This window comes from Thermomonas fusca DSM 15424, assembly GCF_000423885.1.
Classification (GTDB): domain Bacteria; phylum Pseudomonadota; class Gammaproteobacteria; order Xanthomonadales; family Xanthomonadaceae; genus Thermomonas; species Thermomonas fusca.
Map to the genome: position 1 here is coordinate 13,908 of NZ_AUIV01000031.1, position 19,425 is coordinate 33,332.

The following is a 19,425-nucleotide window of genomic DNA, read 5'->3' on the forward strand; positions in this document are numbered from 1 at the left end:
CGATGCGGACATTGTGGGAACAATACGTGTTCCGGCGCGGCTCCGATGCCAACGAGCTGTGGGAGCGTCTCTTCGAGGACCGCCCGATTCGCCTTCTCTACATTGCGGGCAGTGGCTTCGACGTCCGCGCACAGACGGTCATGCGTGAGTGCATCAATAGCATCCGAAGCTCCGGCGGGAGCATCGAGGAAGCGAAGCTGGTGCTGATCGATTTCCCCAACTACCAACTGGGCGATGCGCTGAAACAGCTCACAGAGCAGAACGATCACGGCCTTGCCGAACTTTTTTCATCCATTGGTACTGTCGAGCGGATCACTTTCGGCTCAGGCGACGGCGACGAAGACCTGAGCGCGACCATCGCGCTACGGATCGGCACCCACGCGGTCCTTGAGAAGGTGTCAACGCAGACAGACATCATCCTCGACGCGAGCTCACTGCCCAGGGTGGTCTACCTGGCACTGATGACCAGCCTTCTGAACAAGCTTGTCCCGGACAAGGACGCGGACAACGCACTGGCCGCCGCGGGGGTCAACTTTCAGGTGCTCGTCGCCGAGGATGCGGGCCTGGACGGTCAGATCATGGCCGAGGATCCCAGCAGCGAGATCGTCATGGTCCCCGGGTTTTCCGGCGCCATGCAAGTGGAAAGCTTTCAGGATAGGCCCCTCGTATGGTTTCCCATCCTTGGCGAGCACCGGGTCAACCAATTGCAGATCATCCGCTCGACAGAGATCCCCGGAGAAGCCGAGATCTGTCCGGTACTGCCGCATCCCTCTCGAAATCCCCGGCGGGCCGATCGCCTGCTGGTGGAGTACAAGGAGGCACTATTCAACTCCCGGCAAACCCCTACGAGCAACATCCTGTATGTCCACGAGTCGCAGCCGTTCGAGGCTTACCGCCAACTCCTGGGTGCGATGCGACGCTACACGGAGAGCATGGAAATCCTCGGTGGCTGCAGACTGGTCGTCACTCCGCTCGGGAGCAAGCTCATCACCCTCGGCGCAGGACTCGCTTGTTTCGAGATGCGTCCGCCGAACCTGGAGACCGCTCTGCATGGAGTAGCAATACCCCATGCCGAACCGACACGATACGACGTGGATCCGCAGGCAGTCAGGAGTTCCGAACCGGAGGTCTGTTGCCTTTTACTTACCGGCGATGCGTACGCGTGACGTTACCGCTCTCCCTTGGAACGGACCAGCACAACAGTCGCCGAGTGTGCCAACAGGACGCTAGTGACGGCTCCACGTGAACATTCCAGATCTCGCGCAACCGGCGCCATTCCTGCCAAGCCTTCGCTATTGGCTAGTCGTGCCCGGGGAAGACATCGAGCACACCCCATTTCAGGGCTTCGGGCTCGACATCATCGATCCGGCGTACTCCAACCTCGTCGGACTCCTGTCGGTCCTTCCCGCTTCGATCCCTGAAATCTTCGCCGAGCCAGAGGCGCTAGCGGACTTGCGCAGGCCCCTGCCAACAAAGCGCGCGGCGATCGTGGGTCTTCCAACTTTTCTCGCGCTCCTGGCTCGACCCTTACGAGAGGACGAGATCGACGTGGCACTCGGGCTCCCCGCGCAGATCGAGGCCATGCTTGCCGCCGCGGGAGGGTCCCGTCCGATCTTTGCATCCCTCTTCCCCACCGCGGGCGCCGTGGCGTTGGCAGACTTCCAGGGGCATCCGGCGCAGCTGCTTGATACTTCAATTCGTGACGCACTTGTCTCTCGCGCACCTGTTGGCATCCGCGAGAAGGTGGCCGGCATTCCGCTTCGATCGCCCTTTGCCCAAGGCACAGAACCCTCGCGCATTTCGGGCGTGACGATCCCCAATGAGGCCTTGTCGGCATCACTCGGCCATGCCTATTCCGGCACAGATCCCATCCTGTCGGGTGAAACCGATACCTACGTGGACGCCATTCTTCATTCGGTTCAGCGGGCTAGGACCCTCATCGGCGAGGAATCTACCGATGTTCTCCTTTACGCGCCCGCTATTGTTCGCTCGCTCTATGCATTCGGCAGCACGTTCTGGAACAACACGTTTCGCCGAATCCGTTCTCCTTCCACGCGGGAGATACTTAAGGATGGTGTGTTTCGCAATCCCGGGTACTCCGGGTTCTCGATAGCACTCGACGACCCAGAGAACGTTCCGAACCCGTACGACGATCCTGTCGCGGGGCCGTTGCTAACCGTTCGGCAAACGGAACTCCGACTCACTGCGGCCGGCGTCGGCGCGCTCGCATCGAGCAACATGCAACCAGCCATTCGCCTGCCCAATGCGGTCAACTTCCACAACGCGAACCTGCGCGATATCGAGCAACACTCGGACCGGAACACTCCGCGCGCGCGACGACTGTTGCAGCAAAGCTACAGGAAGCTGGCCGACGGCTTGTACGGCCAGATTCATCCAGAAATCATCGATGGCCTCCGCCTGCGCACTGAAGCCATCACGCTGGTTGCGGACGCTCCGATCGAGTGGCTTCGGATCGACGGCATGCCACTGATGATTCGGCATGAGGTTTCTCGCATCGGGATGACACCTGGCAACCTGATGCTGGCGCAGTGCATTCAGGCGGGAACGCTTACGCTGCCGCCGAGCGCCTTCGACGACGTCCTCGTTGTTCGATCATTCCAGCACAACGACCCGATCCGCGAGGTGCTGGAGCGAGCGATACAACATTTCGGCCTGCAGCGAGTTCGAGTCAGGTTCGTAGATGTCGCTACCCGCGATGAGTTGGTAACTTGCTTGAACGAGTTCAAAGGCGTGCTTGCCGTCTTTGATTGCCACGGGGGACACAGCGGCGACGATGGACACGGCTGGCTCAGGATCGGTCGCGAGAAAATCGACGTTTGGCAACTTGCAAATGTGGCGAGAATTCCTCCGATCGTCGTGCTTAGTGCCTGCTCAACATTTGCCTTGGCCGGCTCTCATGCTTCGGTAGCGAACGGGTTGATGCGGTCCGGCGCCCTGACGGTAATTGGAACGTTCCTCCCGGTTGACGCGGTTCGTTCCGCTGCTTTCGTCGCACGCCTCCTCTATCGAATCGACAAATTCCTGCCTGCACTCAAGGCGTTGGATAGAAACTTCGTCACATGGCGCACGCTCGTGAGCACCTTCCTGCGGATGTCCTACGCAACTGATCTGCTGCACTTCTTCATTGAGGAGAAGCAGTGGTTGGACCAGACGATGTTTAACCGTATCGGAGTCCAAGCAAATCATGACATCAACCAGTTGAGGAACGACTGGTATCAGCGCCTCATACGGCGGATAGGCGGCGCGGCTCGTCGGTCGGTCGCCGAGGTCCAATCTGTCATTGAAACCGAATCGCCATTGGTGGAGACGATGTACTACTGCCAAACCGGGCGACCGGAAGCCATTGGGATCTACCTCGGCGACGAGCCGATGGGGTCCGATACGTATGCGGCACCCCTGCCGGCAGTCAGCCCCCCATAGCCCCATACGCGCGGAATCCCGATGTCGCCGGCGGGCCAGCACTCGCCCCTTCCCCGACCGCTGCTAGCTAATAAAGGGGGTGGTGACCTTGGGGATGGAGAGCGCGTTTGGCAAGGCCTGACCGTGACATGCAAACAGCTTCGTCCTAATGTCCGCTCGGAATGCGCTCCGAAAGCCCTGCCGTAGCGCCACTGAGTCTCTCCAAGCTCTGGTTGGCCTTGCCGGGTTGGATGTACGGATCGCCATGCCGTTGGCTTTGGCCCACTGGGTAAAAGCCTCGCCCAGGAACTCCGGGCCGTTGTCAGTACGCAGCACCTGCGGCAGTGTCCGTTCCTGGCGTATCTGCTCGAAGATGCGGACAAGTCGCTGCGAGGTGATCGAGGTGTCGACTTCGATATTCACGATCTCGCGGTTGAAGTCATCGATGATGTTGAAGGTGTAGAAGCTGCGACCACAGGCCAGCGCATCGAGCATGAAGTCGGCGGACCAGACGGCGTCGGGGTACTCGGGCCCGTACAACGGCACGGACTCGCGCTTGGGTACGACGTCCCCCCGGATTTGAGTAGCGCTGCGATCTGGAGTCCAATCCCCGACAGCAAGGAGATTGGACGTGAAGAAGCGGTTTACCGAAGAACAGATCATCGGCTTCCTGCGTGAGGCCGAAGCCGGCGTGCCGGTCAAGGAGCTGTGCCGTCGTCACGGCTTCAGCGAAGCCTCCTACTACCTGTGGCGCAGCAAGTTCGGCGGCATGAGCGTGCCGGACGCCAAGCGCCTGAAGGAGCTGGAGACGGAGAACGCCCGGCTGAAGAAGCTGCTTGCCGAGCAGGTCCTCGAGAACGAGGTGATCAAGGACGTCCTGCGAAAAAGATGGTGAGCGCACCGGCCCGGCGGGAACAGGTGCGCTACATGGTGGGCAAGGGGCTGAGCGAGCGGCGTGCGCTGGCGATCGTGCGGATGAGCGCGAGCGCGTTCCGCTACACGCCACGGCCCGATCGCAACGTGGAGTTGCGCGAACGCATCGTGGCGTTGGCGCAGCGGCACCGGCGCTACGGCGTCGGCATGATCCACCTGAAGTTGCGCCAGGGCGGCCAGCTCGTGAACTACAAGCGCGTCGAGCGGCTTTACCAGGAGGCGCAGCTGCAGGTCCGTCGCCGTAAGCGCAAGAAGGTGCTGCCGGGCGAGCGCCAACCGCTCGTGCGACCGCTCGCGGCGAACCAGGTGTGGTCGATGGACTTCGTGTTCGATCGCACCGCCGAAGGTCGCGTCATCAAGTGCCTGACGATCGTCGACGACGCAACCCACGAAGCCGTGGCGATCGAGGTGGAGCGCGCGATCTCAGGCATCGGCGTCACGCGCGTGCTGGATCGCCTGGCGCTGTCTCGCGGCCTGCCGCAGGTCATCCGCACCGACAACGGCAAGGAGTTCTGCGGCAAGGCGATGGTGACGTGGGCCTACAACCACGGTGTGCAGCTTCGGTTGATCCAGCCCGGGAAGCCGAACCAGAACGCCTACGTCGAATCGTTCAACGGCCGACTGCGCGATGAGTGCCTCAACGAGCATTGGTTCACGCACCTGCTGCATGCGCGAGCTGCGATCGAAACGTGGCGCAGGGAATACAACGAAGAGCGACCGAAGAAGGCGCTAGGCGGGCTGACACCGACCGCCTACGCAGAGCAGCTGGCATCCACTACCATCAACCCCGGACTCTAGATCACCCTGCTACTGAAAGCGGGGGGACGTCGCCCGCTATCCCCCTGTTTAAGAATGGCAACGATCTGGATCTCGCTAAACTTCGACTTCTTCATGGAACCTCCTAGCTCAAAGATGCCAGAAAGCTCGACTTCTCAGGTGTCCAGGATCAGGGGAAGGTTACGCGGGCACGTGTGCTGCCCTAGCTGTCAATAAATGCCGTGCGCAATCTGCCCTACCCGCATCATGACTTCACTACCTCGGCCTTCTTGAAAGAGCTCTGCTGCACTCTTCGCTCCACCATCGAAGTGAGGATCGCAGAACCACCGCGCAGCCTTCTGCTCTGGCATAGCCCACTCGTCGAGGACTGCTCTAACTTCAGGACAAGTTGCCAACAGACAAAGCCACACTTCATGAGACGCCTTTTCGTGGGCTCGCCTGGCAAGGTTCATTTGAAAAATGGCATCGGCCAATGTTTGCATCAGAAAGTGTTCTCCCCGTTGGAGGGCACCGGCTAGCGCGATCCTTTACCAGGAGATCGCATCGAGCGGTGCAGGGATGCCCCGTCAGGTCAAGAGCACGCCACATTTTGGTGCCATCTCGATGGTAGCTTCCAGTCCCGACCGAAAGTCCAGCCCATCAGCTTCCATCCCGTCACTGAAAATCACTCCGTTCTCCGGCATCAGCGAGCGGATGCGCAAGGGTTGCCGGTGGCCAACGCGCCCAAACACCAGGTCCGCTCCGGTCGAACGGCTGGGGTACGGCTCCCGGACATTGAAGATCAGCGTCTGGCTGTCCCATGCCATGCCATGTTCGCGGATGCCCAGCATTTCCTTGCTTGCATCCTGCCCGGCCACCGCATGGGCGCCGGTCAGGATGCTGCGCAGCCAACCTGTCGATCCGAGCCCCGTGGAGACGATGATGCCGCTGGAGGATTGGCGCTCCTTCTGCTCGCCCAATGCGATTTCATAGCGTGCCGAAACATGGCTGCGCATGCCGATGAAGAGGTCGTTGACTGCCAACAGGGTCTGGCCATCGCCGAGCGTGGCCCGTGCCATCGTGATTTCCCGGATCGGACGCTGTTGCCGCACCACCTCCGGGAGCACCTTGGACACATCGTCCACCTGAAAGGGAAGCAGCACGCCCTCCCAGCGGGCGGGATCGGGGTTCACGGCAAGCACCGACTGGCCGTCCAGATACTTGAGCGTGTTGGCGACGAGACCATCCTGCCCCAGCACCACCACCAGACAGCCGGGCGGAAACAGGAAATTCGGCAGAAAACCACGATCCAGCTGCTGCAGTCGCCCATGGGGTTGGAGCGCGACGTTCACCGCATCGGCCGCGACCCGATAGTTCCGGTCTTCTTCCAGGAAGTCCCCGAAGTCCATGCCCAGATGCTCGGCCTGGAAGCGGGCCTGCTCGACGGTGTTGTAGCGGGCAACCAACTCCTGGAGACGCGTGCGCCGCGTCACCAGGATGATCTTCAGATCGCTGGGCTCCATGGCTTACGCCTTTTGCTTGGCCAGCTGCCGCAACAGGTCTGGGGAGAAGTTGAACTCGCCGATCTTGGCGGCGTTGTCGGCGATGTTCTGGAAGCCCAGCGCCATGAGCGTTTCCGGGCTCGCCTGCCCCAGCACCAGCGCCTGCAGCGAGCGGGCATCCAGCCCCTTCATTGCATTGACCAGCGCCTGCACGCCGTAAGCCTTGGCATCGGCCTCCTGCTTCCTGTTCTCGGTCTGCAGCTGCACCAGCTTGGCGTTTTCCTGTTCCAGCTCGACCTTACCGGCCAGTTCCTGCGCCTGCATCTGCTGGCGCTTTTCGAGCAGCGCCCTCTCGGACTCGACCTGCGTCTCGCGCACCTCCCGCTTCTTCTGCTCGATCGACAGCTCGCTGCGCAGTTCGTTTTCCTTGACCATCCGCTCCTGCTCGATCGCGGCATTGCGGCGGGTATAGGTCGCATCGTCGGCTTGCTTGAGGATTTCCTCGCGCATCGGCGCTTCCAAGGCGCGGGCGGTTTCCGGATTGGGCTTAACCGCCAACAAATTCAACGCAGTGATCTCGATACCGAGGCTAGACAGGCTGGCGACGCCGGCAACCCCGCGATGGGCCGATGAGGACAGCCGCTCCGTGCCTTGCAGCACATCGCGCAGGTCGAGCTCCTGCAACAGGTTGCGGAAGATCGCCTTGACCGCGTTGAGGACCCGCACCGGCAGCTGTTCCGGATCCTCGGATGCGTATTTGCCATCGGCCTGCAGGGTGTAGTCGAGCTGCTCGGCCAAGCGCTTCGGATCGGCGATCCGGTAGCTGACTTGGCCCTGCAAAGTCACCTGCTGGAAGTCGCGGGTGACCTCCTCGAACATGAAGGGAGCCTCGACCGCCGTGACCGGCACGCCGACCAATGTGGACTTGGGCGCGAAGTACCAGAAGGCCAATCCGGTTCCTTCGCGGACGACACGACCGTCGCGGTATTGGAACAGGTACTGGCTCGGAGAGGATTTGACGTAGCGGAAACCGAACATGGACGTTCTCCTGGATAGGGTGCTCTTGGATGCAGGAAGCCCTTGCAGCCGGGACGCACCCGGCCACTGGGCTTGAATCGATCGGTCAGAAACCTAGAGCCGCTCGGCGTTGGCGCGCTCGCGCACCTGCGCGAACGTCCAGTCGTTGACGATCCTGCCGTCTTCCCAGATCGTCACCATCGCGTCTTCATAGCCCATCGGCGTGTGGATGTCGGCCAGCGATGCTGCCTCGGGTGGCACCGGCTCGGTGCGGTAGCTGCCGTATTCGCGGTGCTTGAGTAGCGTCATCCGCCCGCGTTTGCTCTGCTTGCCCTTGTCGGTGACCGGGTCCTTGTAGACGTCGATCCAGTGGCCGTTGATCCGGGCCGCAGAACACTTCAGCGCGAACTTCTGGGTATCGCGGTTGAGCTGCTGCAGCAGCGCGCCGCCCATGCCGAAGGCGATGTTGTCGGTGGCGTAGCCGGCGCTGGTGATGCGTTCGAGGATCGCGCGGATGCTGGTCGGGTTGATGCCGTCGCCCTGGATCACGCGGACGTGGTTCAGCACCTTGTAGCCCTTGCCGTTGACGGTATGGCCGAAGGCCTCGTCCAGCAGCTCCATGCACTGGTGCACGACCGCCACCGGATCGCCGGAATCCGGACGGATGACGGCCGTGGCGCCGGAGTCGATGACCTCCTGCCGCAGCGTCTTGCCCCAGTGCTCGCGGATGGCGTGGAAGATGTCGTAGCTATCCGACACCACGGCGACGATGGCGCCGGGCTTGGCGAACTGCCGCAGCATGTTGCGGTAGGCCTCGGCTTCGTTCTCGCGGCCCCAGCTGGTGATGGTGCTGTGCTCGGCGGCGGGGATCGAGAAGCCCGCCATCGGCTCGTGGTAGTGGGCCTTGGCCAGCAGCAGGCCGGAGACGGTGTCCGTGCCCATGAAGTTGACGAGGTGCGCAGCGCCGCCGAGGGCGGCCGACTCCACGCTGGACACGCCACGCGAACCGAAATCGTGCAGCTTGAACGGCAGCTGCCCTTCCGGATCGTCGCTGGTGCGCTCCAGGAACTGGCGGATGGTCTGCTTGGCATGCCAGCTGATCGTGGCCACCGTCACCGGATACCAGATGCGCAGCAGCATCGTTTCCAGGTACGACGGCGCCCAGAACGCCCGGGGATCGGTGGACTCGATCGTCATCAGCGCGTTGTGGGTCGGCACCACCGTCCCCTCGGGCACGGCGCGGATGCGGATCGGCAGCAGCCCGCCATGGTGGTCGACGATGTAGCGCCAGCCCGCCTCGTTGAACGGCTCGCCGTGGGCGGCGAAGACGTCGCGGGCCTCGTCGACGTCGGCGTGGGTGATCGGCTTGGCCAGGTATTCCTTCAGGATCGCCTGCAGGCCGAAGAACACGGTGCGGTCATAGGTGCCACCGCGTGATTCCACGTAGAAGAAGGTGGCATCGGTGCCGGGCGGGTACTGCAGCCAGTGGCTGGCCTTGTAGCTGTCGGTGTTGAGCAGCAGGTTGTCGAGGCATTGCATGACGGAAGCTCCTTCGCGTCGAGTGGAGCCGGCGGTCTATCCACCGGCGGGAAAGACCGGGATCAACCCCGGCCCAGGAAAAACTCCAGGATGTGCAGGTGGTCTTCGTACAGCTTCGGGCCCATTTCCAGCGCTTCGCTGACCGGGATCCAGCGCGCCTTGTCGGCATCGTCGCCGCCGCGCACTTCCGGCAGTTCGCCAGCCGGGAAATCGAAGTGGAAGGCGTGGGTGATGGTGCGGCCGCGCTGGCTGCGCTCGGGATGGTCGAAGACGTGCTGGCCCTTCAAGGAACCCTTGAGCACCGGCACCGGGATCCTGAGGCGGGTTTCCTCGCGCAATTCGCGCAGGCAGGATTCGAGCAGGCCTTCTTCCTGGTTGACGAAGCCACCCGGCAGCGCCCACAGGCCCTTGCCGGGCTCGGCGCGGCGGCGCACCAGCAGGACGTGGCCGGAGTGCACCACCACCGCATCCGTGGTCACGAAGGTGGGCGGATACGGGGCATCCTTCCAGGCCGCCTTGTAGTGCTCGATGAACTGGTGCTCGGCCACCAGCTGGGCATACGCGGGCGAGTTCTTGCGGAACGCCTCCAGCATGTCGAATACCGGTGCCGGCACGTTCCCGCGCAACATCAGCAGCGCGCCGTGGAAGTCGACGTGGCCGGCCGAGAACAGGTAGCGACGCAGCTCGGTCGCCGACAGGGTTTCGGTGTGCTGCACGTCCACCAGCGCCCACTGCGGAAACTCCTGCAGGTAGTAGCTGGTAGCGTCCTTGCTCATGCCGATCAGGCCGACCGTGGCATCAATGCTGCCGCCATCGGCCTGGATGGCTTCGGCGACGGTGCGCTGCACGTTCGCGATCCACAGGCTTTCGTTGTAGAGGTGGTCGCGAAGTGGGCGGATCAGCAGGCGATCCCCAGCCCCGTCCAACGCGGACTGGATCATCACGGCCCGTTCGGCAACGGTCCATGGATTGCGGATGGTGCGGGGGGTGTCGGCCGAGCCGACGAGGAAGATGAGCTTCTTGGCCCGGCCCAATGCATGGCGGGCAACGGCGGCATGGCCGTTATGGAAGGGCTCGAATCGCCCGATGAAAACGAGATAGTCGAAGTCCATGAGGCTCCCCCACGGTGGTTTGCCTTGGGTCTATCCCTTGGCTTGGGCTTGATGCTACGCCTTCTACCGAATGAGTCAATCTCACCAACAACGGAGGGAGTGCGTCGCCCTGCTACCACCTGCCCTTGGTGCGGGCGCGGGGTGGTGAGCCTCAAGCTATTAGCTATCAATAGACGCCGTGCGCAATCTGCCTGACCTGCGTCACCACTTCATTCCCTCGCCCTTCCCAAAAGAGTTCCGCCGCACTCTTCGCCCCACCATCGAAGCGAGGGTCGCAGAACCAACGCACAACCTTCTTTTCTGGCATATCCCACTCATCGAGGATAGTTTCTGACTTCAGGGAGTTCGCTAATAAGCACACCCACGCTGACAGGCGTTTTCATGAGCTTGCCCCGCAAGTTTGGTTGAAAAATTGCATCAGCTAATGTTTGCATGGAAACTCCTCAAGCTAGTGGAGTCTCTTGTAGCGGCTATCGTCCCACCTAGCCGCGGCGGACGTCTGAGGCCAAAAGTTGTTGACGCTATGGCCTCTACCGACAAGTGCGTGTATGCCAGCGTAATGTTTCTTGCCTCGCTCTATTCATGGAATTAGCAACCATTCATTTTATCCAGCTGCGATGGCTAGTTCATTTGCCGGAGGTGGAAATTTTGCTTGGCAGCCAGCGGACGACTGGCTGGCCGTCAACACGATGCGAGGCTGGCTGCCTTCTGACCCGCCGGCGCGCGCCTGCCTCCATGCCGGGCATCCAAGATCGGGCCAGACGGTTGTTCTCATCTGCGTCCAAAATTCACGGACAAGACGCGAATCAACTGCGCTCCGAGTGAAAGGCCGGCTCTCAACTATAGGCAATTGTCAAGGATGCGAGCACCCTGTAGGCTACAGCTGAGTCACGCTCCCCGACACATAGGCCATAAGAGATCTCATGTTAAAAGTTGCGTTAACTATTCTTCTTCTGGCAGGAGGCGTTGCTTGGAATTTTGAAGCTCGCGACGACGCCTCTACAGCACAAATTAGGTGGAACCCAATATCCGGCGGCGAAGGCTTTCGCGTTCTAGGCGAAGGCGATCCCTCGGACGAACGAGGTGCGAGCGTCACGATTGATTCCACAAGCACCGCGAAGGCGTCTTTTGGTGGCGCGATGGCGTCGCTCGATGTAGCCCGCTTTCGAGGGCAAGAGCTAGTATTAGCGGGTCAACTGGAAGTTACGGATGGCCCAGGAAACGCAGCAATATGGATTCGAGCAGACGGAAATGGACGGCGCCCAGCTTTTTCTACAAGCGCGACCATGCCTGTAATTAAAGGCTCCAAGGAGCAGCGCAAGATTTGGATATACGCACCCGAAGACACAAATAACCTTGTCGTGGGTGCCATTGTGAAAGGGGAGGCTAAAGCCAAGGTTTCGCAACTTACAGTACGCGCACTTCCGCAGCGGTCGCTCTCATCCGCAACTGCAAAGCAAGTATTGCTCAGCATTCTCTCTTTAGTCGAAAAGAATGCGCTGAATGCCTCAAAATTGGATGTACCCGCACTTCGAAACACACTTATCACAGAGGGTCTTGAGCAAAGTAATCCGCTGGAAGGTTACGCCCGCGGAGCTCGCGTGCTCGAAGGCCTTCAGGATGGCCACAGTTTTCTCTTGACGCCCAAAGATGCATCGTTTTACCGCTCAACCGGCACGAGATACGGGCTTATGCAGTCGTCACTGATACATGGAGTTGGCTACATCAACGTTCCGGGATTTAGAGGGACCGCACTCAAGCAGACCACTGAGTACGCCAATGAAATATGTTCGAAGTTGGCGCAACTCAACGCCAAACGTGCAACGGGATGGGTGGTGGATCTAAGGCAGAACAACGGTGGGAACATGTGGCCGATGCTGGATGGTTTGCAGCCGCTGTTGGGTCGCGGAAGCTACGGCAGTTTTCGTGATCGAAACGGCAACGAAACTCCTTTGGTCTCGAAAGGAAAGAAGCGATGTCAAACTACCGTTCCATCCAACGCGCGGGTCGCAGTTCTGATCGGCCGTAATACTGCTAGCTCCGGCGAAGCAATTGCGATTGCTTTCAGCGGAAGGCCGAATACCCGAACTTTTGGCTCCGCGACAGCGGGACTATCCACCGCCAATTCTACTTACGCACTCCCCGGGGGCGGAACCCTAGTCCTCACAACAGGAGTTGCGGTGGATCGCCTTGGGCGGTTATTCCCAGCTGGACTAAAGCCAGACGAGTCGATATCAGATCAGGGTACAGCCGATCAAACCTTAGGCTCGGCTATTGCATGGGTGAGGAGTGATAAGATTAGAAAGTCAGACCCATAATTGTTACGCGGCGATAGATTCAATTAATCATCGCTACGGATCCCGATCTGCTGCGCGAGGTTTGGTTTGGCTAGCATGACTCCCTTCGCGATCGGCGAGAATACCGATCACTTGGCGCAGAAGATTCGGCAGGAGTATCGCCGAATTTTAGCTGCGCTCACCGCGTCTGTTTCCGCCGCGATCCTCGATCACAGAACCCGAACAGCGTCAGAATTGACGTCGTTAGTGTTTCTTTTGTGCACCGTAGGTGACGAAGTACCCTCCGCTAAGGAAGCTGAGCTCTGGGATGTCTTAGACCTAAAACTTCGGAGTGCGATCGAAAAACAACCGATGGCTCCAGGGCTATTCGGTGGTATAGCCGGTATTTTGTACGCTTGTGAACATGCCTCTCGAGCAGACAAGGGTCTTCATGACCTCAGTGAGGAGCTTAGACAGCTAAATCCTGGCCTAGTCAGCTTTGGAGCCACATCGAAGGCGGCAGACTACGATCTTATTTCGGGAGCGTGCGGAATTCTTGCGCTAGCATGCTTCGCACGAGGATTTAGCGCAGATGACTTGGATTCAATTGTTACAAACATCCTGCGCGGCAAGGCGTCTATTCCCGCCGGTGAAAATCTCGGGATCGCTCACGGGCTCCCAGGCACGATTTTAGTCCTCCTCCGCGCTCGAAAGCATCTCACCAAAAATAGGCGAAATGAAGTTGACAGTTTTATTCGCGCTGCGTGCGAGCGAATTCTGCAGGCTGCTAATTCTGACAACTTCGCCAGTAGATATCCCTACTTTGCTGGAACGAGCGGCACCTCGCGATTGGCATGGTGCTATGGTGACTTGGCAGTTGCCTATACCCTTTGTGAGGTGCATGAAGTTTTGCCTAGCGAAGTTCTTAGGTCAGAGATCCAAATCTCGTGCGACGCTATCGCGATGCGAACTGTACAAAACTCAGGGTGCACCGACTTGAATTACTGCCATGGCGCGATTGGCGTCGTGCACATGATCCGAAGAGTTCTCAACTTTGGTGACCACGCTGGCCTTCGGACATCGTTGATGATGTGGATGGATTATGTCCTCAGCCAGCTTACTCAGATCGACATATGCCAATTCTCTCTGGACAAGCTGGATCTCTTAGATTCGCCGTGCGGCGCACTGATTTTTGCTAAATCCGGAGTCGATGGCTCTCCTAACGGACTATCCCACATGTCGCTGATTGATTAAGCCGCGGGCAACAGATCAAGATGAAAGTCCATCTATCCAGATACGGGTTCTTGCGTCAGCCAGCAGGGGATTGGCGAGATATGGTTGGAGGCGACGGCGCCTCAGCTCTAGACATCGCAAATCTAGCTCGCAAAGCACTCGATCCAGAATTTCGTGAGATTGTTTCAACCCTGATCCACAGGCGGAAAATCCTTCGAGAATCCACAAGAGATGAGCGCGCAATATTTGCCGAGTATAAATATCTGTCTCGCATCTCTACCCGCTGCACGCCGTATGGGTGGAGCGTTATCACGAGTTTTGTGAAATTCGGCGCCGGAGGGCTTGCGGAAGAAGGCCCGACAGGCCGTTATTTCCAGGCGATCGATATCGACAAGTCAATTCTCGTTACGCTCTGCAGAAATCAGCGTAGAAATGTGGTTATTTCTGGAGAAACGCCCGTCTCACTTAATCCCACTCTATTCAAATGTGATGGCAAATTCAGATATTACAACTTTACCGGCCAAGACTCAGGTGAAGCTTACGAACTGGCCACTGTCGTTGATGACAGTTCCGCGTCGGTCGTCGTAGAAGCAACACTACGCCATGAGGTTTGTAGAGCCGACGAGCTTTGTGAACTTCTCATGGAGCGTGAGCAAGTCGAGTTCGAAGAAGCCCTCACATACTTGGGGGAGTTGGCTTCGAGCGGAGTCCTGTACGCGGGTCCTAGGCCAACAGTCAACTCACCGACATCCACCTCAGTGGAGATTGGCAAGTTGGCTGTCACTACCGAAGATCATGAGTTAGCGATGGTTGCCGAACTCGCGCAACAAGTGGCACGAAACTCAAAACAGAAAGCGTCGCAAACGATTTGTGACATCAATGCTGCCCTTGCCGCGAAGCTGCCATGCGACCCCAAGCAGTGGGTTGTCAATTGCCACGCATACCGAGAAGGCGTGGCTGCAACTTACTCAGACGACCTTTTGGACGACGTGGAAAGTGTTCTTGCGGAACTCACCCCGCATTTCTATTGGTTTAATGCAGATTTGTTCGATTTCCACGACGCATTCTTGCGAAAGTTCGGCGAGGCCCCCGTTCCTTTGCTTCTGGCCATCGACCAGGAATATGGTATCGACCTGAAAGACGTTAAGACTCGGAATTCTTCGATTCGCACACTCGACCAACTATTAGTTGAGAAGATGTGCCATGCACTCAAAGAAAACTTGGCACAGGTATCAATATCAAAAGATGAGCTGCCGAAAGACGAAGGATCTTTACTTCATAATTGGATTGTGTCGCAGACCGGCACTGTGCAACTCGAACTACTCCATGATTTTCCTAATAGTTCCTCGCCAAGCTATCACCTGCAGGGCGTAACTCTGGGCTCTCCGCAGCGGTTTTACTCCAGATTTTTACCGCACCATCGCGATGTTTGGGAAACGCTCTCGTCAGACGACAGGTTCGGGGACGACGGAGATGCAACCATCTACGCCGATGTGCAGTTCCTCGCAGAAGGACGTATGGCAAACGTCACAGGAGTAGTTCCGAGCCATCAGCACGCGATCATTTGCGATGAAATAAGTCCTCCCCGAGATTGCATACCTATAGCACTCTCGGATCTGGTTCTGCAAAGCGACGGAAATAAACTGCGTCTCTTTTCGACAAAACTACAGAAGCCAGTGGTTCCTGTTTTCAACCACCCGTTCAATACCGATCTCTCACTTCGCCCGGCAATCGCCATCTTGGGGATGTTCAGCCGGATGACTCAACCGACATTCTACTTCAGCTGGCCCGGGCTCCTCACAACATCCAGATTTCTCCCGCGAGTCACGTATCGTTCGGCCATTCTGTCACTTGCGACGTGGCGCTTAGATCTCTCTGGTCTCAAGAATATGTCGACGGTCGATGCTATTGGACACCTTCGCAGTGAGCTTTCCGATGTTCCAAGGTTCTTCTCACATGGAATGGGAGACAAGTTCATTGTTTACGACAAGGAGTCAGATCTTGCCCTGCGGTGCTTTCTGAAAGAAGCCCGGTATGCTTCCCATGCAGAGATAAGGGAGTCGCTGATTAACGAAAGGTACCAAGCTGTTAGTTGCCAGCCGATCAACCAGTTGCACATACCCTTTCGCATTAATCAGTTGCAAGCCGAGCCGATTACTGCTCTACGCACAAACGTTGGCCCCAAAGGCGCAATCCATCGTCCCGGCGCCCAATGGGCAACGCTAAAGATCTATATCAATCAGCGTTCGATGCCTGATTTTATCGCTGGCGAGCTGTCTCGATTAGTCGGCGAAATTCTAGATGAGCGATGTAAGTGGTTCTTTATTCGATATCGAGACCCAAAGCCTCATATCAGGCTACGGATTCATGGACCATCTAGTCACCTGTGGGCCATTACAGTTCCAAGTGTATTGAACTTCCTAAACTCCGATGCAACCTCCCTCAGAATCAATGACGTTGTGCTAGAGCCGTACGTTCCGGAACTGCACAGATATGGACAAGATGATCGCATTGATAATTGCGAAGATATTTTCTGTGCTGACAGTGCGCGCGCCCTGACTTCCGTAACGAACTTTCTTCAGGATCGTAAGGTCGGAATTGAGACGGTCACGCTACTGCACTTGCATCACCTTCTCGAATGGTTGGGCGTCGATCCAAATCGCCGCATCAAGCTACTGCGAGTCATGGGAGCCGGCGCCGACCGATCTTTCGCCGCCAGCTACTTTGCGGCCAAGAAAAGCTCCATGCAGCATCACTTTCGAACAGCACGGTTTGCTCGTGAGCCTAGGCATCCTCAGTATGACGACTCGGTGCTTTCGTCGATCTTACACATGGCCGTCAACCGAGTATCGGGCGTGCTTCCGAAAAAGCATGAGTCCGCCATCTACAATCTATTGATGCGCTGGTATATGCGTTCGCTAATGAGCAGCGATGGGGTTTAGCTACAGGCAGACGTGATTTTGCAGTAATCTGGCACAGTGGCGCGACATGTGACTTTTTGCTTTTCTGCAAAGGATCCAGAGTACTGTTGACTCCGTTAAGGTATCGGTTAGTCTTAAGGCGGGGAATTGGCCCCGTCGCAAACAGGAGTTCCCAATGTCGGGCAAATTGAAGGTTCACAAGTCAACCGTTCGTGTCCTCAGCGATGCAGAATCGTCGAGTGTTGCAGGAGGAATGATGATGAATGAGCATCAGATCACCTACATGTGTCCCGGAGATGCTTCGTTGGGACCCTGCTACACGACTAGGTGCGGCGGCGGTGGCGGCGGCGGCGGACCGAGTTTTACGACTGATTGTGCAACAAGTGGATGCGGCCCCGGTGATTCGACCGTCTGTAGTCCCGGCCCGGTCTGACAAGCAGCTGAATTGAACGGCCACCAGGCGAAGCCTGGTGGCCGTTCTTTTTTTTGATAGTTCCCAGCCTTTCCGGACCAAAGTTGGCTTGAGTTCCCGGATGGATATCTGCTTGAGAAGTTTGTAGATCAATGGTTTCAGGTCTTTGTTCCGATGGTTGTAGCGGTAGCAAACCTCTGCGGGGTGCAGATGGGAGTATTGGTGCGACGCCCCCCCGGTTTTGAGTAGCACGGCGATCTGGAGTCCAATCCCCACCATCAAGGAGATTGGACGTGAAGAAGCGCTTTTCCGAAGAACAGATCATCGGCTTCCTGCGTGAGGCGGAAGCCGGCCTGCCGGTCAAGGACCTGTGCCGGCGGCATGGTTTCAGCGAAGCCTCGTACTACCTGTGGCGCAGCAAGTTCGGCGGCATGAGCGTGCCCGACGCCAAGCGCCTGAAGGAGCTGGAGGCAGAGAACACCCGGCTGAAGAAGCTGCTGGCCGAGCAGGTGTTCGAGAACGACCTGATCAAGGACGCCCTGCGAAAAAAGTGGTGACCGCACCGGCGCGACGCGAGCTGGTGCGGCATTTGGGGGACAAAGGCTTGAGCGAGCGGCGGGCGCTGGCGGTCGTGCGCATGAGCGCCAGCGCCTACCGCTATGCGCCGCGCCCGGATCGCAACGTCGAGCTCCGGGCACGGATCCTGGCACTGGCGCAACGGCACAAGCGCTACGGCGTCGGGATGATCTACCTCAAGCTCAGGCAGGACGGGATGCTCGTGAACTACAAGCGCGTCGAACGGCTGTACCAGGAGGCGAAGCTGCAGGTGCGGCGGCGCAAGCGCAAGAAGGTGCTGCCCGGCGAACGCCAGCCGCTGGTTCGGCCGCTGACGGCCAACCAGGTCTGGTCCATGGATTTCGTGTTCGACCGCACCGCCGAAGGCCGGGTGCTGAAGTGCCTGACGATTGTCGACGACGCGACCCACGAAGCGGTGGCGATCGAGGTTGAGCGCGCCATCTCCGGGCTCGGCGTGACCCGCGTGTTGGATCGGTTGGCCCTGACTCGCGGCCTGCCGCAGGTGATCCGAACCGACAACGGCAAGGAGTTCTGCGGCAAGGCCATGGTCACCTGGGCGTACGAACGCGGCGTCCTGCTGCGACTGATCCAGCCCGGCAAGCCGAACCAGAACGCCTACGTCGAATCCTTCAACGGCCGGCTCCGCGACGAGTGTCTCAACGAGCACTGGTTCATCCACCTGCTGCATGCCCGGACGGTCATCGAGACCTGGCGGCGCGAGTACAACGAGGAGCGACCGAAGAAGGCTCTGGGCGGGCAGACGCCAAGCGCCTACGCAAAGCAACTGGCATCCGCTACCATCAACCCCGGACTCTAAATCGTCCCGCTACTGAAAGCGGGGGGACGTCGCTGATTGCTCGCCAAATATCTGCAGAACGACGTCGCGCTACTGGGACTCAGATCGACCCCAAGCGATTCGGCCTTCATTAAGTGTCAAAACTTGATCGGCGCTCGCAATTGTTTCTGGTCTGTGTGCCACGATAATTCTTGTCAAGTTAAGAGCCTTGACTGCGTCATTTACCTGTCTCTCTTTCGAAACGTCCAAATGACTTGTAGCTTCATCCAGGAACAACAGCTTGGGGTCGCGATATAGCGCGCGTGCCAAGACGACTCGTTGCTTTTGCCCCCCAGAAAGCAAGCTTCCCATGTCGCCAATCAGGCTGTGGTAGCCCATTGGCATGTCGACGATTTCATCATGAACACCGGCCAACCTGGCAGCGGTTTCTATGCGTGTGACATCAATCTCTTCATCGAAGAAGGAAATATTGTCAGCAATCGTGCCAGCAAAAAGCTGGTCGTCTTGCATGACTGCACCCATGAGGCTGCGGACAGACTCCGGTACACCATATCTCACATCCTGACCACCGATTCGGACACGGGTTCTACCCCGAAATCACGGACGGTTGTGAAAGAGCTGAGAACTTCTGATCCTGCCTGGCGACCCTACGTCGCATCCTCGGGTTGTGGAATCGCTCGATGTATTCGAACACATCGGACCTTGCAGCATCGAGTGTCGGATACGTCATGCGGTAAACGCGCTCGCGCTTGAGCAGGCCGAAGAAGCCTTCGCAGGCTGCGTTGTCACCGCAATGCCCCACCGCGCTCATCGAGCACACCAACGCGTTGGTCGCCAAGTAACGCAGGTAATCGCCGCTCCGGAACTGGCTGCCACGATCCGAATGAAGGATCACCGGGTGGCTGCCTTGGCGCTGCCAGACAGCCATCTGT

14 protein-coding genes and 1 pseudogene are annotated in these 19,425 nt (G+C 58.6%); 7 read left to right on the forward strand and 8 right to left on the reverse strand.

Annotation, left to right across the window (positions count from 1 at the left end):
- The first annotated feature begins 2 nt into the window (after positions 1-2).
- Both G582_RS0111885 and G582_RS16540 read left to right on the forward strand, forming a co-directional pair.
- The gene (locus G582_RS0111885) at positions 3-1,166 is read left to right on the forward strand and encodes a hypothetical protein (protein ID WP_028840022.1); all 1,164 of its coding nucleotides are present in this window, start codon (positions 3-5) and stop codon (positions 1,164-1,166) included.
- A 76-nt stretch (positions 1,167-1,242) separates the two neighbouring features.
- On the forward strand, positions 1,243-3,441 hold the full coding sequence (locus tag G582_RS16540; RefSeq protein ID WP_156880483.1) for a hypothetical protein: 2,199 nt from the start codon (positions 1,243-1,245) through the stop codon (positions 3,439-3,441).
- A 63-nt stretch (positions 3,442-3,504) separates the two neighbouring features.
- Here the strand turns inward: G582_RS16540 and G582_RS17620 are convergent, their stop codons facing one another.
- Complete coding sequence (locus G582_RS17620) at positions 3,505-4,083, reverse strand: DDE-type integrase/transposase/recombinase (protein WP_083961197.1); 579 nt, start codon at positions 4,081-4,083, stop codon at positions 3,505-3,507.
- Here G582_RS17620 and G582_RS0111905 point away from each other — a divergent pair.
- Positions 4,052-5,151, forward strand: a protein-coding gene (locus tag G582_RS0111905; protein ID WP_156880485.1) for an IS3 family transposase whose coding sequence is annotated in 2 segments (ribosomal slippage) — positions 4,052-4,310 and positions 4,310-5,151 — 1,101 coding nt in all. Because the reading frame shifts where the segments join, the coding sequence is not laid out codon by codon here. The genes G582_RS17620 and G582_RS0111905 overlap by 32 nt on opposite strands.
- A 188-nt stretch (positions 5,152-5,339) precedes the next feature.
- Here G582_RS0111905 and G582_RS18025 read toward each other — a convergent pair.
- The 5 genes from G582_RS18025 to G582_RS0111925 all read right to left on the reverse strand — a co-directional run bounded on the left by G582_RS18025 (position 5,340) and on the right by G582_RS0111925 (position 10,279).
- Entirely contained in the window at positions 5,340-5,612 is a 273-nt protein-coding gene (locus G582_RS18025; RefSeq protein ID WP_156880487.1) for a hypothetical protein, read from the reverse strand.
- A gap of 84 nt (positions 5,613-5,696) precedes the next feature.
- Positions 5,697-6,632, reverse strand: a complete 936-nt coding sequence (locus G582_RS0111910) for a diacylglycerol kinase catalytic domain-containing protein (RefSeq protein ID WP_028840025.1) — start codon at positions 6,630-6,632, stop codon at positions 5,697-5,699.
- Between the two features lie 3 nt (positions 6,633-6,635).
- The gene (locus G582_RS0111915) at positions 6,636-7,649 is read right to left on the reverse strand and encodes an SPFH domain-containing protein (RefSeq protein WP_028840026.1); all 1,014 of its coding nucleotides are present in this window, start codon (positions 7,647-7,649) and stop codon (positions 6,636-6,638) included.
- 93 nt (positions 7,650-7,742) lie between these two features.
- Positions 7,743-9,167 (reverse strand): nicotinate phosphoribosyltransferase, encoded by a 1,425-nt coding sequence (locus G582_RS0111920; RefSeq protein ID WP_028840027.1) that lies wholly within the window; start codon positions 9,165-9,167, stop codon positions 7,743-7,745.
- Between the two features lie 62 nt (positions 9,168-9,229).
- Entirely contained in the window at positions 9,230-10,279 is a 1,050-nt protein-coding gene (locus G582_RS0111925; protein ID WP_028840028.1) for a bifunctional nicotinamide-nucleotide adenylyltransferase/Nudix hydroxylase, read from the reverse strand.
- Between the two features lie 923 nt (positions 10,280-11,202).
- Between G582_RS0111925 and G582_RS17625 the strand changes: the two genes are divergently transcribed.
- The 4 genes from G582_RS17625 (at position 11,203) to G582_RS0111945 (ending at position 18,514) form a co-directional block, all read left to right on the forward strand.
- Complete coding sequence (locus tag G582_RS17625; RefSeq protein WP_083961193.1) at positions 11,203-12,597, forward strand: S41 family peptidase; 1,395 nt, start codon at positions 11,203-11,205, stop codon at positions 12,595-12,597.
- Between the two features lie 111 nt (positions 12,598-12,708).
- Positions 12,709-13,809, forward strand: a complete 1,101-nt coding sequence (locus G582_RS17630; RefSeq protein ID WP_169380637.1) for a lanthionine synthetase LanC family protein — start codon at positions 12,709-12,711, stop codon at positions 13,807-13,809.
- Between the two features lie 20 nt (positions 13,810-13,829).
- Positions 13,830-16,730 (forward strand): lantibiotic dehydratase, encoded by a 2,901-nt coding sequence (locus G582_RS17635; RefSeq protein WP_083961195.1) that lies wholly within the window; start codon positions 13,830-13,832, stop codon positions 16,728-16,730.
- Positions 16,731-17,414: 684 nt separating this feature from the next.
- Positions 17,415-18,514, forward strand: a protein-coding gene (locus G582_RS0111945; protein WP_156880489.1) for an IS3 family transposase whose coding sequence is annotated in 2 segments (ribosomal slippage) — positions 17,415-17,673 and positions 17,673-18,514 — 1,101 coding nt in all. Because the reading frame shifts where the segments join, the coding sequence is not laid out codon by codon here.
- A 69-nt stretch (positions 18,515-18,583) separates the two neighbouring features.
- On the opposite strand, the pseudogene G582_RS17640 reads toward G582_RS0111945, so the two are convergent.
- Positions 18,584-19,072, reverse strand: a pseudogene (locus G582_RS17640) (ATP-binding cassette domain-containing protein); the annotation flags it as partial.
- Between the two features lie 7 nt (positions 19,073-19,079).
- A partial coding sequence (locus G582_RS0111950) for an IS3 family transposase (RefSeq protein WP_028840032.1) occupies positions 19,080-19,425 on the reverse strand: 346 nt, incomplete at its 5' end.

What these genes read in the sequence shown, in the direction of transcription:
- G582_RS17635 (WP_083961195.1), top strand. Translation starts at nt 13,830, where the DNA reads ATGAAAGTCCATCTATCCAGATACGGGTTCTTGCGTCAGCCAGCAGGG.
- G582_RS0111925 (WP_028840028.1), bottom strand. Translation starts at nt 10,279, where the DNA reads ATGGACTTCGACTATCTCGTTTTCATCGGGCGATTCGAGCCCTTCCAT.
- G582_RS0111910 (WP_028840025.1), bottom strand. Translation starts at nt 6,632, where the DNA reads ATGGAGCCCAGCGATCTGAAGATCATCCTGGTGACGCGGCGCACGCGT.
- G582_RS0111885 (WP_028840022.1), top strand. Translation starts at nt 3, where the DNA reads ATGCGGACATTGTGGGAACAATACGTGTTCCGGCGCGGCTCCGATGCC.
- G582_RS0111920 (WP_028840027.1), bottom strand. Translation starts at nt 9,167, where the DNA reads ATGCAATGCCTCGACAACCTGCTGCTCAACACCGACAGCTACAAGGCC.
- G582_RS17620 (WP_083961197.1), bottom strand. Translation starts at nt 4,083, where the DNA reads ATGATCTGTTCTTCGGTAAACCGCTTCTTCACGTCCAATCTCCTTGCT.
- G582_RS17625 (WP_083961193.1), top strand. Translation starts at nt 11,203, where the DNA reads ATGTTAAAAGTTGCGTTAACTATTCTTCTTCTGGCAGGAGGCGTTGCT.
- G582_RS0111915 (WP_028840026.1), bottom strand. Translation starts at nt 7,649, where the DNA reads ATGTTCGGTTTCCGCTACGTCAAATCCTCTCCGAGCCAGTACCTGTTC.
- G582_RS18025 (WP_156880487.1), bottom strand. Translation starts at nt 5,612, where the DNA reads ATGCAAACATTGGCCGATGCCATTTTTCAAATGAACCTTGCCAGGCGA.